Source organism: Tenacibaculum ovolyticum DSM 18103, from assembly GCF_000430545.1.
Classification (GTDB): domain Bacteria; phylum Bacteroidota; class Bacteroidia; order Flavobacteriales; family Flavobacteriaceae; genus Polaribacter; species Polaribacter ovolyticus.
This window is the reverse complement of record NZ_AUMF01000019.1, coordinates 14403-27176: the sequence shown is the minus strand read 5'-3', so window position 1 is coordinate 27176 and position 12774 is coordinate 14403. Positions and strand designations below refer to the sequence as shown.

14 protein-coding genes and 2 tRNA genes are annotated in these 12774 nt (G+C 28.9%); 11 read left to right on the top strand and 5 right to left on the bottom strand.

What is annotated here, in order from left to right; all coding sequences use genetic code 11:
* Window positions 1-15 precede the first annotated feature (15 nt).
* Window positions 16-558, bottom strand: coding sequence for an alkaline phosphatase D family protein (locus H518_RS21420; RefSeq protein ID WP_240472504.1), 543 nt, complete (start codon window positions 556-558; stop codon window positions 16-18).
* Window positions 559-566: 8 nt separating this feature from the next.
* A complete protein-coding gene (locus H518_RS21415; protein WP_240472503.1) occupies window positions 567-1016 on the bottom strand; it encodes an alkaline phosphatase D family protein in 450 nt (149 codons plus the stop codon).
* A gap of 79 nt (window positions 1017-1095) precedes the next feature.
* On the opposite strand from H518_RS21415, the gene H518_RS0107320 reads away from it, so the two are divergent.
* From H518_RS0107320 to H518_RS0107300, 5 genes are all read left to right on the top strand, one after another.
* Window positions 1096-2124, top strand: a complete 1029-nt coding sequence (locus tag H518_RS0107320) for a DHH family phosphoesterase (RefSeq protein WP_028888449.1) — start codon at window positions 1096-1098, stop codon at window positions 2122-2124.
* Window positions 2114-2638 (top strand): gliding motility-associated peptidyl-prolyl isomerase GldI, encoded by a 525-nt coding sequence (gldI, locus tag H518_RS0107315; RefSeq protein WP_028888448.1) that lies wholly within the window; start codon window positions 2114-2116, stop codon window positions 2636-2638. The genes H518_RS0107320 and gldI overlap by 11 nt, the downstream gene beginning before the upstream one ends.
* 13 nt (window positions 2639-2651) lie before the next feature.
* Window positions 2652-3377 (top strand): FKBP-type peptidyl-prolyl cis-trans isomerase, encoded by a 726-nt coding sequence (locus H518_RS0107310; RefSeq protein WP_028888447.1) that lies wholly within the window; start codon window positions 2652-2654, stop codon window positions 3375-3377.
* 91 nt (window positions 3378-3468) lie between these two features.
* A complete protein-coding gene (locus H518_RS0107305) occupies window positions 3469-4515 on the top strand; it encodes a peptidylprolyl isomerase (protein ID WP_028888446.1) in 1047 nt (348 codons plus the stop codon).
* A gap of 2 nt (window positions 4516-4517) precedes the next feature.
* Window positions 4518-5078 (top strand): phosphatase PAP2 family protein, encoded by a 561-nt coding sequence (locus H518_RS0107300; RefSeq protein WP_028888445.1) that lies wholly within the window; start codon window positions 4518-4520, stop codon window positions 5076-5078.
* A 360-nt stretch (window positions 5079-5438) separates the two neighbouring features.
* Here the strand turns inward: H518_RS0107300 and H518_RS0107295 are convergent, their stop codons facing one another.
* From H518_RS0107295 to H518_RS0107285, 3 genes are all read right to left on the bottom strand, one after another.
* The gene (locus tag H518_RS0107295) at window positions 5439-5714 is read right to left on the bottom strand and encodes a hypothetical protein (protein ID WP_028888444.1); all 276 of its coding nucleotides are present in this window, start codon (window positions 5712-5714) and stop codon (window positions 5439-5441) included.
* Between the two features lie 245 nt (window positions 5715-5959).
* Window positions 5960-6044 (bottom strand) — tRNA-Ser (locus tag H518_RS0107290).
* Window positions 6045-6222: 178 nt separating this feature from the next.
* Window positions 6223-6307: transfer RNA gene (locus H518_RS0107285), tRNA-Ser, on the bottom strand.
* Between the two features lie 312 nt (window positions 6308-6619).
* Here H518_RS0107285 and aroC point away from each other — a divergent pair.
* The 6 genes from aroC to H518_RS0107255 all read left to right on the top strand — a co-directional run bounded on the left by aroC (window position 6620) and on the right by H518_RS0107255 (window position 12693).
* A complete protein-coding gene (aroC, locus tag H518_RS0107280) occupies window positions 6620-7681 on the top strand; it encodes a chorismate synthase (protein ID WP_028888443.1) in 1062 nt (353 codons plus the stop codon).
* 34 nt (window positions 7682-7715) lie between these two features.
* Entirely contained in the window at window positions 7716-8252 is a 537-nt protein-coding gene (locus tag H518_RS0107275) for a Crp/Fnr family transcriptional regulator (RefSeq protein ID WP_028888442.1), read from the top strand.
* A 33-nt stretch (window positions 8253-8285) separates the two neighbouring features.
* Complete coding sequence (locus H518_RS0107270) at window positions 8286-8843, top strand: DinB family protein (protein ID WP_240472502.1); 558 nt, start codon at window positions 8286-8288, stop codon at window positions 8841-8843.
* A gap of 194 nt (window positions 8844-9037) precedes the next feature.
* Window positions 9038-9961, top strand: a complete 924-nt coding sequence (locus H518_RS0107265; protein ID WP_162143107.1) for an AraC family transcriptional regulator — start codon at window positions 9038-9040, stop codon at window positions 9959-9961.
* Window positions 9962-10063: 102 nt separating this feature from the next.
* Window positions 10064-10486: a nuclear transport factor 2 family protein gene (locus H518_RS0107260; RefSeq protein WP_028888439.1), complete on the top strand. Its 423-nt coding sequence runs from the start codon at window positions 10064-10066 to the stop codon at window positions 10484-10486.
* 5 nt (window positions 10487-10491) lie between these two features.
* Window positions 10492-12693 carry a DUF5916 domain-containing protein gene (locus H518_RS0107255; protein ID WP_028888438.1) on the top strand — a complete coding sequence of 734 codons (2202 nt, stop codon included), beginning with the start codon at window positions 10492-10494 and terminating at the stop codon, window positions 12691-12693.
* Window positions 12694-12774: the final 81 nt, after the last annotated feature.

The window sequence follows — 12774 nt, the reverse complement described above, 5'->3', positions numbered from 1 at the left end:
TATGTTATTAGCAAGTTAAGGATATACTTGACTGATTTTTTGCAGTATAGTATTGTTTTTGCCTCGCATTTGAAAAATTACTTTATTTAATTCGAAATCAAAAAGCAACACTCCATAACTTAAAGTACTTATAACATTACCTACTCTCTGCTTATTTTTTTCAGAAGAAAATGATGTATAAGCATGAGTTAAACCACTTGAAGTAAAATCGATAATAGGGTAAGGAACATTAGTAATATTAGTTTTAGAGAATTCTGAAATATGCCTGTCACCAGAAAGAAGAATTACATTTTTAGCTTTTGAAGTTTCAATAAGCTTCAAAAACTTGGTAAGTTCACTAGGAAAGTTACTCCATTTCTCGAAACCATGTTCACTCGAAAGTACTTGAATACTACTAACAATAACATTAAAATTAGCCGTAGAGTTTGTTAATTCATTTTTTAACCATGCCCATTGGTTAGTTCCTAAAATACTACCCTCTTTATTTTTATTAGATTGATAACGTTTTTTACCATTTCCTTTTATTAAAGCTGTTCTGAAATACCGAGTATCTAGCATAATTATTTTTATACTTTTATTTTAAAATTTTCAACATGATAAATACCAGCTTTTTTTCTCCTAGGAGAGTGTTTAGGTACATTTATAAAATCTAAAAACAACTGCTGGCTTTCCTTTTTCTTTTTATAATCAATACCTCCATCATTTTTACCATAATCATGATCGTCCCAAGTAGCTAAAATAGGAGTGTTTTTTGCTAGTTTACTGTATGAAAATTGCTTTTTTTGCTGCATATAAAGTTTTTCCATTTTATCCATGTTATTTGTATCTGCATAAATATTATCTCCGCCCCAAATCCACACATCAGGCTGTAGAGAAATAATATCTTCCCAAAAAGGATTCGATTTGTTTTGGTCATTACAAGAACCAAAAGCTATTGTAAATTTTTCTTGACTGTATATAGTTGTAGAAATGATTAAAAATGTAAAAAAAGCTATAGAAGATTTCATAGAAGTCATTAGAATATTATTTTTGTGAAATAACAAAAATAAAAGCAGAAAAAGATTAATAAAACATTAATTAGTATATTCGCCACTTATGATTTTAAAACACTTTACAGAACTCAAAGAATATTTGTCACAATCTAAAAATATTGTGATAATAGGTCATAGAAATCCTGATGGAGATGCAGTTGGTTCAACATTAGGTTTAAAACATTATTTAGATAAAAAAGGACATACTGTTCAGGTAGTAATGCCTAATGAATACCCTGATTTTTTACATTGGATTCCAGGGTCTGAAACAGTATATCGTTTCGACCGTCAAAATAAACAGAGCGTTCGTTCGTTAAAGAATTCAGAAATTGTATTTCTTTTAGATTTTAATGCTTTACATAGGGTAGGAAGTGATATGCAAAATACATTAGAAAAATATGAGAATAATTTTGCGTTGATAGATCATCATCAGCAGCCAGATGATTTTGAGTATATGTATTCAGATACAACCATGTCATCTACCTGTCAAATGGTATACAATTTCATCGAAATGATGGGAGATGTAGACTTAATAGATAAAAATATTGCTACGGCATTGTATACAGGTATTATGACTGATACAGGATCTTTTCGTTTTAGATCAACAACAAGTACAACACATCGTATTATTGCTGATTTAATAGATAAAGGGGCAGAAAATGACAAGATTCATAGTAATGTACACGATGCAAATACTTATAATCGTTTATTGTTATTAGGGCAAGCATTAAGTAATATGAAAATGTTAACAGAGTATAAAACGGCATTTATAACATTATCAGAAGCAGAAAAAAAGCAATTCAATTACGAAAAGGGAGATACTGAAGGTATTGTTAATTATGCCCTTTCTTTAAAAGGTATTGTGTTTGCTGCTATCTTTATAGAAGATAAAGAGCAAGGAATTATAAAAATGTCACTTCGCAGTAAAGGTAAGTTTTCAGTAAATCAGTTTGCTAGAAATTACTTTAATGGTGGAGGTCATGATAATGCAGCAGGAGGAAAGAGTGATGAATCGATGGAAGATACAATAACAACATTTAAAGCATTGTTACCAAAATATAAAACAGCATTAGAAACATCGTATGAAGCTTAAAATTATTTTTTTCTTGGTGGTTATTTTAGGTGTAGTTTCTTGTAAAGAACCTGAAGCAAGAAGGCCTAATAAACAAGGAACTACTAATTTTTACAATGAAGTAGTAAAAAAGAATAAAAAACTGAATGCTTTAGAGAAAAAACGATTAGAAAATTTTATTTCTAAAGATACAGTTAATCAGTATACAGTTTCTAAAAATGGGTTTTGGTATACCTATGTCGTTAAAGATTCACTAAATACTTTAAAACCCAAAAAAGAAGATGTAGTTTTGATGTCTTTCGATATTTCAGATATCAATGGGAATATACTTTATAAGAGGCAAGAAAGAAACTATAAGGTAGATAAAGAAGATTTTATTCCTGCATTACAAGATGGAATAAAGTTGATGAAAAAAGGAGAAACTATTACATTTGTCATTCCTTCATATAGTGCCTTTGGTATTACAGGTGATGGTAATAAGATTGGAGTAAGACAACCAATAAAGAGTACAGTAACATTAATCGAAATTAAATAACAAATAAGTAAAAATGAAATTAACTAAAATTTTAGCAGTAGCAGTTGTAACGTTATCTGTTGTGTCATGTGGAAACAGTCAGTTTAAAGAAAAAAGTTCATTAACAACAGAGATAGATTCTGTAAGTTATACTTTAGGTGTAGACATGGCTAATAAAATAAAATCTAATTTTAATGATATTGATCAAGGTTTATTTGTTCAAGGATTTAAAAATGGAATGGATTCTACAAACCTTTTAGTAGAGTCAAAAGATATTAATAATATATTAAGCGCATTTTTTCAGAAGAAGCAACAAGAAAAAATGAAAGAACAGCAAGCTGCACAAGCAAAAAAAGCAGAAAGCGAGTTTGGAGATTATAGAAAAGAAGGTGAAAAGTTCTTAGCTGAAAATAAAACAAAAGAAGGTGTAAAGACTACTGCTAGTGGTTTACAATACATTGTTTTAAAAGAAGGAAGTGGAGAAATGCCTAAAACATCATCAAAAGTTAAAGTTCATTACCATGGTACATTAACTGATGGAACTGTTTTTGATAGTTCAGTAGATAAAGGACAGCCAATTGAATTTGGTGTAACTCAGGTTATAAAAGGATGGACTGAAGGATTACAGTTAATGAAAACTGGAGCTAAGTATAAGTTTTTTATACCTCAAGATTTAGCATATGGAGCACAACAAAGAGGTGCGAAAATTAAGCCGTTTTCAGCTTTAATTTTCGATGTAGAGTTACTTGAGATTAAGTAAAAAAACATACATAAAAATTAAAATCGATTAGGTTAGTACTTGTTATTAACCTAATTGATTGTTTATAAGAGAAACTTAAAAATATAATTCAATGAAAATTTGTAAAATTTTAATAGCAGTTGTAGTGTTGTTATCAGCATGTAAATCGGTTAAATATACTGATTTAGAAAATGGATTATATGCAGATTTGCAAACAAATCGTGGAGATATTTTAATAAAATTACACGAAAAAGAAATGCCAATGACAGTTGCTAATTTTGTAGCACTAGCTGAAGGAGACAATCCTAAAGTGGTAGATTCATTAAAAGGAAAACCTTTTTATGATACAACAAAATTTCATAGAGTAATTAACGACTTTATGATTCAAGGTGGAGATGTTACAGGTACTGGTAGAGGAGATAATGGATATCGATTTGGAGATGAGTTTCCGATGAATGAAAAAGGAGAATTAATTTATAAGCATGATGGTGCAGGAGTATTGTCTATGGCAAACTCTGGAAAAGCAACAAACTCTAGTCAATTTTTTATTACACACAAAGCAACCCCTTGGTTAGATGGTATGCATTCAATTTTTGGTAAAGTATTATTAGGGCAAGATATAGTTGATGTAATTAAGCAAAATGATGTAATTAATCATGTAGAGATAATTAGGGTTGGTAAAGAAGCTAAAAAATTTATAGCAGCTAATATTTTTGAAAAGGAGCTATTGAATGTAGAAAAAAGAGCAGCTGAGTATAAAGAAAAAATAGCTGAATTAAAACGTGCGTTTCAAGAAAAAAAAGGAATTAATGACGCTATTGAAACAGATTCTGGTTTAAAGATTTTACAGTTACAAAAGGGTAAAGGAGAAAAAGTAAACCCAGCAATACCAACAACTGTTCATTACACACTATATTTGGCAGAAGGAAAAAAAATGGACTCTAGTTTAGATAGATCGCAACCTTTTACTTTTATCATTAACGATGCTAAATCGCCTATTATTACAGGGTGGAGAGAAGGTGTACAAACAATGAGAGAAGGAGATAAATCAATATTTTTTATTCCTTATTATTTAGGGTATGGAGAAAGTGGTTTAGGGCCAACCATAGGAAAAACAGATTTAGTTTTAGAGGTAGAAGTATTAAAAGTTGGTAAATAATTATGATAGAAAATATTATACAAAAAGATAAAGAACTTCTTATATATTTAAATAGTTTGGGGAGTGAAAGTTGGGATGGATTTTGGTTAGCGATAACAAATCAATTTCATTGGACACCTTTGTTTGTTTTTTTACTTTATTTAGTTTTTAAATATCTAGGTTTAAAAAAAGGATTATTTACCGTTTTGTTCTTAGCTCTTTTAGTAACATTTTCAGATCAGATAACAAACGTTATAAGAGGTGTTTTTGAGAGATTGCGACCAAACAATGATCCAGCTATAAGAGATGTGTTAAGAACATTAATAAGACCTCAAAGTTTTAGTTTTGCTTCTGGTCATGCAACAACGTCTACTGTTGTTACAGTTTTTTTAATTATGCTTTTACGAAAGCACACAAAGTATATTAAACTTTTAATAATGTTTCCTTTAATTTTTGCCTATAGCAGATTGTACTTAGGGGTTCATTTTCCAATAGATATATTAGGTGGTTTTATTAACGGTGTAACTATTGGGTATTTATCATTTAAATTGCATAAATTTTTAATGAACAAAATATTTAAATAAAACAGTTTTTAAAAAATAAAAAAGCGAGCTAATTTTAAATTAGCTCGCTTTTTTTTAGCTAAAAAAAGACCTGAAGAAGTTATAAAAAGAATATGTAGGTAGTCTTTTAACTAAGGCTGTAAAATAATTAAAATATAGTTGAGGTATTTTGTACTCTTTATGTAAAAAAATAAGAATAAGTAGTATTAAAATAGATGATTAAACTGAAGTTATTTTTAATATACAGTTGTATAATTTGTTTTATTGAATAAGGTAAAAGTAGGCAAAGTTATTAGGTGAAAGTTGATTACATTGCATTGTGTTATTGATTTAGTTTAAGGGGTAGCGTACATAGAAGAGGTACTTGCGTCTTGTGTAAATTTAATGATCTCTATTTCTTTGTTTTTCTAGCCATAAATGAACGCTACCTATTTCACGAGCTTTAAAAAAATTACTTTCTTTATATATGTAGTTCCCTTTAGGTAAAGTAGGTTTTACTTTAATGAATTTGTAAAGAACTAATTTAAGTATTGAGTCTTTTAAAGCATCCTTCGTTAAATCTAAATCTTTATTAGAAGCTATTACTTCATTAATAAAGCTTTCTATTTCTATATTTTTAGTTTTAAATATTAATGCTTTGAATACGATTTCTTCCATAATAGGTGTTGTCTTACTTGTAGTAAAGGTATTTTTAAATTATAATTATAAAAAGGGGATAACCGCAGAAATACATGTAGTTAACCGTAAGATTATGTGGGGTTTATTTTGATTTTTTATTAAATAAAGGAACGTCTTTGGTAGTTAACGTGGCTCGCTTATATTTATTTTGTAAGATGAAAATCGATGAAGGTTGTTCTTATTTTATTGTATAAAAAAAACCGAAGCTTTTGCTTCGGTTTTTGCGGAGAAAGAGGGATTCGAACCCCCGGTCCTGTAACAGACAACGGTTTTCAAGACCGCCGCATTCGACCACTCTGCCATTTCTCCAGGCGTGCTATTTAGATATTTCTAAATAGCGGTTGCAAATATATAATTATTTTTAAATATAAAAAGCTTTTTTTTTGTTTTTTTTAGATAGATAAAAAAGTAGGTTAAGCTCTTTTTATTAGTCTTTGAGAAATGTATATAAAAACAAAAAAAACCGAAGCTTTTGCTTCGGTTTTTGCGGAGAAAGAGGGATTCGAACCCCCGGTCCTGTAACAGACAACGGTTTTCAAGACCGCCGCATTCGACCACTCTGCCATTTCTCCAGGCGTGCTATTAAAAATATTTCTAATAGCGGTTGCAAAACTACAACCTTTTTCTAAATTAAAAAAACAAAAAGTTGTTATATTTTAAAATAAAATAGCGCTAATTAAATTAATAGTAGGTGCTTTTTTAATTGTCAGTTAGTTACAGTGATAATAAATTTTTTATTTTTTTAAAAAAAAACTGTTATAGGTTTTTTAGAGATGTACAAAATATACCATTAGTGTTATATTTATGCATACTTGATTAGTTTTTAGTATTTTCATAAAGAAAATTATAATTTTTAATTTACTTTCGTTCCAAAATTAAGAAGCATGTTTAATTCATTTGGAAATATTTTAAAAGTAACTACTTTTGGGGAATCACATGGAACCGCTATTGGAGGTGTTATTGATGGTTTTCCGGCAGGAATGGAGGTAGATTTTGAGGCTGTTCAACAAGAATTGGACCGTCGTAAGCCAGGACAATCTAAGATTGTAACCCAACGTAAAGAGCCAGACACTGTAGAGTTCTTATCAGGAATTTTTGAAGGCAAAACAACAGGTGCTTCTATTGGTTTTGTAATAAAAAATACAAATCAAAAAAGTAAAGATTATAACCATAATACCAATGTATATCGTCCCTCACATGCCGATTATACATATGATAAAAAATATGGTGTAAGAGATCATAGAGGAGGGGGTAGAACTTCTGCACGTGAAACCGCCAATTGGGTTGTTGCAGGTGCATTGGCAAAACAGTTAATAGCACATATTAATATTGATGCATTTACATCGTCAGTAGGTGATATATTTATAGATAAACCATATCAAGATTTAGATTTTTCTAAAATAGAAAGCAATATTGTAAGATGTCCTGATGCCGTTTCAGCCGAAAAAATGATTGATAAAATTCATGAAATAAGAAAAGCAGGTGACACGATTGGAGGTACAGTAACTTGTGTTTTACAAAATGTTCCAGTAGGTTTAGGAGAGCCTATTTTCCATAAATTACATGCTGAATTAGGTAAGGCAATGTTATCAATAAACGCAGTAAAAGGATTTGAATTTGGAAGTGGGTTTTGTGGAGCAAAAATGCAAGGATCTGAACATAACGACATTTTTAATGAAGATGGTACTACGCAATCTAATTTATCTGGAGGTATTCAAGGAGGTATTAGTAATGGAATGGATATCTATTTTCGAGTAGCTTTTAAACCTGTTGCTACTATTATGCAAAATCAACAAACCATAAACTCTGAAGGTGAACTTACCGAAATACATGGAAAAGGTCGTCATGATCCTTGTGTAGTACCAAGAGCTGTACCTGTTGTTGAAGCTTTAGCAGCTTTAGTAATGGCTGATTTTTGGTTAATTGATAGAACAAGAAGAGTTTAATAATTTATATAAATAATACTTATCTCCTTTTTTTATGGATGCTTTAAAATTTCTTTTAGAAGAATTAGAGAACCAATGGGAAGAGGAGATAACTATAAAAAGAGGTGATTTTCTAGCCCGAAAAAATACCGTAAATACAAATCTATACCTCGTTTTAGAAGGGAGTTTAAGAGTTTTTATTGAAGATGAGGATCAAGATCATACAATTAGATTTGGTTATAAAAATTCTATAATAACAGCTTTAGATTGTTTTTTAACAAACAAGCCTAGCTTATTTTATATACAAAGCCTTAAAAAATGTAAACTAAAGGTTATAAGTAAACAGAAGTACATGAGTCTTATAAAGGCTAATGAGAAGTGTCAGAATGCTTGGAATATGATGCTAGAAAGTTTTGTTTACCAACAAATAGAACGTGAGATTGATTTAATAACTTTTTCACCACAAAAACGTTTTGAAAGAGTTTTTAAACGTAGTCCTCAGGTTTTTCAAGAAATACCTCATAAATATATTGCTTCTTATTTAAGAATGGCGCCTGAAACTTTATCTAGAATATTAAAAAACCTTGATTAGAATCAACTTTTATTTTGTTTAAAAAACTCAACTTTGAATAAAATTATAAGTATGGTTTTTAAAACAGAAGAATTATTATTAGTATTAAAAGAATATGTTATTAATCATATTGATTATGCAAATTCATTAAAAAATTTTTCAGAGGCAGCGTTGCAAAAAAAACAAGATGATATTTCTTGGTCTGTATTAGAATGTTTAGAACATTTAAATTTGTATGCCTTATTTTATAATAAAGAAATAAAGAGTAGAATTGATAAATCTAAACTTATTAAGTCCCCTTTTTTTAAATCGGGATATTTAGGAAACAAGTTTTCTTTAGATATGTTACCTAAAGAAAATATGAAAACAATGAATACTTTTAAAAGTAAGAACCCTATTTATTCAAAATTAAGTAAAGATGATGTGTTATTGCGTTTTATATCGCAACAAACTGAACTTTTACAATTGTTAGAATTAGCTAAAAATAAAGACTTAACTAAGATAAAAACATCAATAACATTGCCTTTTTTAAAGTTTAGATTAGGAGATACTTTTAGGTTTGTGATTTATCATAATGAACGACATATTGTTCAAAGTAAAAGAATATTGTGAAATTTAAATTATTTATAACTTATTATAATAAGATCATTTTATATTTTAGATGAAAATTTGATGAATCTATAATGAAGTTTGACAATCCAATACTGTTTTTTTTATGTTCACTAGGTGTTTTTAACGGCCTTTTGGTAAGTCTATATTTTTTATTTTTCAGTAAGCAAAAACGAATCCAAAATATTTTATTTGGATTGTTAGTATTGTTATTGAGTATTCGAATAGGAAAATCGGTATATGTAATTTTTACACCAAGAGAGGAAAGGAACTTGTGGTTTATTCAGTTCGGTTTATCAGCATGTTTTTTAATTGGAATTGCGTTATTTTATTATTTAAAAGCTTCAATAGATAATAAGAAAAGTATTCCTAAAAAATGGAAAGTTCATTTTAGTATTTTGTTTTTATTTATTGTTATTGTAAGTGTTTTTAAGCCTTATGAATATTACGGTGATTTTTGGAATACATTTTTTGTTCAGTTTATTTATGTTGTTTGGGGAGGGTATATAGTTGCTTCTGGACTTGTTATAAAAGATATATTTAAAAAACTAGTTAGCCGAGAAAATACTACCACTGCTGAGTTGTGGTTAATTACTGTTTATATAGCCAATACCTTAATTTTTTTAGCCTATATAATTGGTTATTTTCATTTGTATTTGGTAGGAACAATTACTTTTTCGGTAGTTTTTTACGTCGTTTTAATCTTTTTTCTATCAAAAAATAATAGAGATACTATTTTTCAGGATATTCCAGTAAAATACGCTGCAAAAAAGATAGAAAATAAAGAAGCAATACTTTTAGTAGATAAGTTAGATAAGCTTATGAAGGAAAAACAATTATACAAAGAAGCAAATGTAAAGCTACTTAGTATTTCTAAAGAGTTACAAATAACACCGCATAAACTATCGCAATTATTAAATGATAATATTGGAAAAAGCTTGGCAACTTTTTTAAATGATTATAGAGTTGAAGAAGCAAAGAGTTTATTACGGGAAAAACAAAATCTTACGCTTGAAACAATAGGTTTTGAAGCAGGATTTTCTTCAAAATCAAACTTTTATGCTACGTTTAAAAAAACGGTAGGACAAACGCCTTTACAATATCAAAAGCAATATATATAGGTGTAATTGTCTAAAATTATAATTCAGGACACCTGAATTATAAGCAATCACTACTTTTTATGATGGTCTAGATAGATTTGTTTAAAATCTAAAATTAGAACCATGAGAATAACCACATTATTATTTTTAGCATTAATTACATTTCAATTTACACAAGCACAATCTGAGCATTCATTTGTAGAAAAAACATTACAAAATTATATGGAAGGTAGTTCTTATGCAAAGTTAAAAATGTTAAAGAGTGCCTTTGCAGATGACGCGACTTTATACCTCACGAATAAAGAGGGACTTTTTAAAATATATACACCAAGTGAATATACTGGTTTTTTTAAAAATTCAGAAAAAGGAAAATTTAATGGACGCGATGCTAAAGTGCTAGCCATTGAGGTTGTAAAAGATATTGCAATGGCAAAGGTTGAAATAGCTGGGCCTGAAAGAAAATGGGTTTATATTGATTTATTTCTGTTGAAAAAAACTAATAAAGGCTGGAAGATTATTAGTAAAACAGCAACAAGAGTTGACTAGAAAAAATGAGATTAAGTAAACCTACATCAATAATTAATAATAGAATGAAACACAGTTTTACAATTATAGTATTATTGCTTTTTATGCTAAATATTTATTCTCAAACAGCTACTATAAATTACATTGATACAAAAATTGAAGTTGATGGTAAATTAGAGGAGTCGGTATGGGAGCATTTACCTAATAATACTAATTTTCATAATTTAATGCCAACCGATATAGGGCAAGCAGAAAATCAAACATCAGTTAAAATATTTCATAACAAAGAGTACTTGTATGTTGGTGCTATTTATAATGACACTACTAAAAGAAGACAGGTAAGTTCTTTAAAAAGAGATGTGTCTATTGGTATTAGTGATGCTTTTATTATGATATTAGACACTCAAAACCAAAAGCAAAAAGGAAATTTATTTGCAGTAAATGCTTACGGAACTCAAGTTGATGCATTGGTAGAACGTGTAAATGCGGGATATGGCCTTAATTTTAGTTGGAGTACGGTTTGGAATGCACGCACATCAGTAAAAGGAACACAGAAAATTTTTGAAATAGCAATTCCTTTTAAAGCATTAAACATTACTGAGAATAATTCGGTGTTTGGAGTGCAATTTTATGTAAGAGATATTAAAAATAATTCATGGACTATTCTGTCGGATGTAAGTAGGAATTATCCAAGTTTTGATCTTCGTTTCACAAAACCATTTAATGTATTAGATTTATCAAATACTTCTATGTCTCGTTATACAGTAACACCATCTTTAACTGTTAATTATCAAAATGATGTTGAAAATGATACAGATAATACTGATTATAAACCTAGCCTAGATGTGCAATATAATATAACACCATCTTTAAAATTAGACGCGACTATTAATCCTGATTTTTCTCAAATAGATGTAGATCAACAAGTCACTAACTTAACTCGTTTTGCTGTAAATTTTCCTGAGAGGCGAAATTTTTTTTTAGAGAATGCTGATTTGTTTTCAAACCTAGGAGTTAATGGTGTAAATCCCTTTTATTCAAGACGAATAGGAGCGAAAAGCCCTATTAAATTTGGATTGAAATTATCAGGAAATATTTCATCAAAAACAAGAATAGGTATTTTAAATGTTCAAACAGATAAAAATGAAGGTTTGCCATCACAAAATTTTGGAGCGTTTGTGGCAGAACAGCAGTTATCTAGAAACTTTACAACGACTGGTTTTTTTATTAATAGGCAAGAAACGGATGGTTTTAAATTTAAGGAAGACTACAATCGAGTAGCAGGAATTAATATAAATTATAAATCAAACAACAATAAATGGACTGGTGTTGCTAATTTTGGTAAAAGTTTGAATGATGAGATTTCAAACGATAATAATTTTTACAATTTGGGGCTTTGGTTTAATAAAAGAGGATTGAGTTGGAATGTAGCTATAAAGAGTGTAGGGCAAAATTACATAACAGATGTCGGTTTTACTCCAAGACTGTATAACTATGATGCCGTAAATGATATGGTAATAAGGGAAGGTTATACGCAAACTACTAGTGGAGTGGAATATGAAAAATTTTATGAGAAGTCCAAATCGCTAAATTCCGTTCGGTATTTAAATTATAAAAATAACACCTATTTAGATGAAAATGGAGCGGTAAATCAATCATCACACTTTTTAAATGGAGCAGTTTTTTTTAAAGACTTATCAGCAATTTATTATGTATACACTCAAGATTATGTAAATTTAAAATATGGTTTTGCTCCGTTGGGAAATGGTAATGTTCTTGTGCCTGATAGGTATAATTTCGGAATTTTAAAATTAGGATATAATTCTGCAAATAATCAGAGATTAAGATATCGTTTTAATGTACAAAAAGGAAGTTATTATAATGGTAGTAGAGTAGCTGCAGGAGTTTACTTAAATTATCAGTTATTGCCTTTTGCGAATTTACAATTGAATTATGATGTTAATGATATTGATTTAAAATTATTAGGAAAAGAAACATTTCATTTAACACGATTTACAGGGGAAGTATTTTTTAATAAACGTTTAAATTGGACTACTTACGTACAGTATAATACACAACGAAATAACTTTAATGTGAGTAGTAGAGTACAATGGGAGTATAAACCATTATCTTATGTATATTTAGTAGTTTCTGATAATTTTAATAAAAATATAACACGACAAAATTGGGGGATAGCTTTTAAAATGAATTATCGTTTCGATTTTTAGAAGCTATTTATATGTTAGGAAGCAAAAAAGCTTGATACTTAGTATCGAGCTTTTTTAAAATATATTATAGTTTTAAAAACT